The organism is Microcoleus sp. BROC3, assembly GCF_036702515.1.
Classification (GTDB): Bacteria; Cyanobacteriota; Cyanobacteriia; order Cyanobacteriales; family Microcoleaceae; genus Microcoleus.
On sequence record NZ_JAUBTQ010000137.1, the window covers coordinates 1 to 3,431 of the forward strand.

Genomic DNA, 3,431 nt, shown 5'->3' on the forward strand with positions numbered 1-3,431 from the left:
TTAAAAAATTATTTAGGCTGGTAACTCATTGTCAAACTTTTCATTTTACCAAGTTATATATGTATGACTTTTTTGTTGAAAAGCCTGAATTAATACCAACTTAATCACGATTAGTGAAGCCCGATTCGTTTGCAACTGATTTAGGATTGCTATAGTGTAGTTGCTCGGGCTAGTGTAGTCGAGCCAAAGATGACAAAAAATATCAGACATCAATCAAAAATGAAATTTTACTCGGTTGACTTGCGGCAAAAAATAATTAGGGCTTGCTGAATAAGTAAAGTTTGGCTCCCCAAGCTCAAGCTCGCTGATTCAATGAAGCAGATAAGTTAAGTTTTTGTTTGAATTCCTGGTCGAGAACATAGAACATGGGTGCATCTCACTTTGGCGAATGTGTCAAAAAATAGTTAAAATGAAAAAGCTAGTAAAATCGTCAAATAAATATAAGGCAAATAAAATGATACCATCAGACCAACAACAGCTAAAAGCCCACTTAAAAGCGGTAGCAGAAATTCTTTACAGAAATACAGATCCAACCCAGTTAAAAAGTTTTGAAAGTATAGAAAAATCACTGCGTCAGAAAATGTTATCAGAAGTAGGCCCAGAACTAGGTAGCTTTTTTTTTCAGCAGTATCAGGAATTCAAACAGGAAAACCCCGAAAAATAAAATCAATAATCGGCTCGCTCGACATTACAGATAATCAGGCAAAATATTTTGACTTAAAAGCTTACAGTCAATTTAGTCCACTCATGGAAAATTGCTGTCTTTTAATCAGTGCCAATGAATCTTATCAAATGGCAGAAAAAGATTTGGAAAATTTTACGGGAATCAAAATTTCTCACAGTACATTACAAAGATTAGTGAATCGACAAGAATTTGAATTGCCTACATCTAAACAAGGAGTCAAAGAAATTACATTAGATGGCGGTAAAGTTAGACTACGCAACGAAACCAAGGGCGAGAGCTGTTACTGGAAAGACTATAAAGCTGTGTGTTTAGATAATGTTTATTCGGGAGCGTTTTTTCAAAATAATCAAGACTTAATTGATGGGACTAATAGCCAAAAATTACTACACCATCTGTATTGTTTAGGAGATGGTAATGCCGGAATTTGGAACATATTTAAAGAAATTGGAGATAATGAACAAAGACAAGAAATCTTAGATTGGTATCATCTCAAAGAAAATCTCTACAAGGTAGGGGGTTCGATAAAACGATTAAAATCAGCAGAAACTATGTTATGGCAAGGCAAAATAGATGAAGTTATAAAAATATTTAAAGACTTTAAAGGTCAAGCATTTAAAACGTTTTGTAATTATTTAGAGACCGATCGCTGCCGAATAGTAAATTACCAATACTACAAAGAAGAATCCATAAGTTCGATTGGTTCTGGAACAATTGAATCAATAATTAAACGCATTGGATTAAGGGTAAAAATATCGGGAGCACAATGGAATATTGAGAACGTTTCTTTCGTCTATCCTTGCTCTTCGCTGTGCTTATCTCAACGGTCAACTTTCAATTTGATGTATTTGCCAAACTGAGATGCACCCGAGAACATAAGCTTTGATAATCACCGCTCGCTCGTCGGTGGTTATTGATGAAAATTGACACAAAAAAAGCCACAATAACCTTTTGAATCCTGCGACAAGGTTCATGACTAAAAAAGTAATCGCAATAGTTGTTTGGGATGTATTATCAAGTTTAGTCATCACTTGATCGAGATTAAATCTGCGTTTCGCTTGCCCGAACTTGCCCTCGATAGCTTGACGAACTCTCTCATCTTCTAGCGCTTGCTTCTTTTTGTCTTTACTTACATTCGTGGGGCGTCTTCCCAAAGCCGGGCCACTCATCCTAATTCCTCTTTCTTTACACCACGCTCGGTTAGATCGAGTGCGATAAATCTGGTCAACATGAACCGATTCTGGATAATACCCTGTGAATTCTTTAAAAGCTTCCACTTGGGCGATTAAGTCTCCTGATTCATTAAAGTTGTCCCAGCTAATTCGATCTAAAAATACATACCCCTCAAAGCTACTCGCTGATAATTTGGCTCCGAATTCTGTATGTTTTCCTGCTTTTCCTCTAACTATGGGGCGGATGTGGGGTTGGGTTAAACTTACGATTCTATCGTCAATCCTATTTGTCTTGTCTTGGTACATCCAGTCTTGTTGTCGGTCAACTTCATGACAGACTAGCAGCAGCTTATATTGCCGCTTACTCAAGTTGTTTAAAGTAGCTCCTAACTCGATTAATCTTTCAATGTGAGAGAGATTTCTTTTAAGGTATTGCAGTTGTTTTTTAATCGCCGTTCTTTTTTGGCTCTGTGATGGTCTGCGCTCCTTGGTAATGGATAGGTAGTCTTTACGTGCTTTGTTGCGGTAGGTTCGAGGTTTTTTCGCTCCAAGCTTTTTAACCCACATTCCGCACCCCCAACTGGCACATACGCGGATTGAGGGGGTAAAAGTGAATCATCCGAGACCAAGCGTGAGTAAAAATACTCAATAATTTCGGTCACGCTCCCATCACGAGCGTTAAGAATTCCTGACAAGAGACGTGAGGGCGTGAGTCCTATCTGATGTAAGTTAAAATTGCGATCGGTAATAAACTTGGTTTTTTACCTCACAATAACCCGATCACAGTCGCGAAAATGCGTTAATTGTGAGCGCTCTTCCGTAACCAATCATCACCAAAAATAGTGTAAACTGGCGATCACGATCAACGCTCAAATCATGACTCAGCAGTCCATGCAGAAAGCATCCCAGATGAAAGTAGAAAACAAGGATCATCTGGGCTTGATAGCCGGTCTAATCGATGAAATAGGAATTGTCCAAAAAATCAATGAATTAGTAGGCGAACAACCGGGCGAGATCGTCAGTCCCGGCCTGGTAGTCAAAGCCATGATTATCAATGGATTAGGGATGGTTTCCGCCCCATTATATTTATTTTCTAAATTTTTTGAAGGGAAAGCAATAGAACATTTACTTGGCTCAGGAATTCAAGCGTCACATCTCAATGATGACCGTTTAGGAAGAGTATTAGATAAATTATATTTGGTAGGAATTACCGAAATATTCACAACTATTGCCCTGTGGGCCGCTCAAAAATTCGAGATAAATACCGACACATCTCACCTCGACTCAAGTTCATTTCATCTACATGGCAAATATGAACAAGAATTACCATCAATATCTTTTGAAAGCACAGAAAAAGATAACAATCAGTTAGATAATTCATCAATCAATCATCAAACATCCCCAGTACCAATTCAGATTACCTACGGCTACTCTCAAGGGCCAAGCCCCGACTTAAAACAGTTCATTTTAGACCTAATTTGTAGTGGAGACGGAGATGTGCCACTATTTTTACGAGTAGCTTCAGGAAACGAATCAGATAATTCCATATTCGCCTCAATTTGTCAAGACTTTAAAAA

Annotated in this window: 1 protein-coding gene and 2 pseudogenes; 2 read left to right on the plus strand and 1 reads right to left on the minus strand. The window is 38.0% G+C overall.

The annotated features are described in order from the left end of the window. The first annotated feature begins 454 nt into the window (after positions 1-454). Positions 455-1,525 (plus strand): annotated as a pseudogene (locus tag QUB30_RS33070) (ISKra4 family transposase). Here the strand turns inward: QUB30_RS33070 and QUB30_RS33075 are convergent. Then, positions 1,510-2,397, minus strand: a pseudogene (locus QUB30_RS33075) (transposase); the annotation flags it as partial. The pseudogenes QUB30_RS33070 and QUB30_RS33075 sit on opposite strands and share 16 nt — an antisense overlap. Before the next feature lie 348 nt (positions 2,398-2,745). Between QUB30_RS33075 and QUB30_RS33080 the strand changes: the two are divergent. Further along, on the plus strand, positions 2,746-3,431 hold a 686-nt coding region (locus QUB30_RS33080; protein ID WP_445300578.1), incomplete at its 3' end, for an IS1634 family transposase.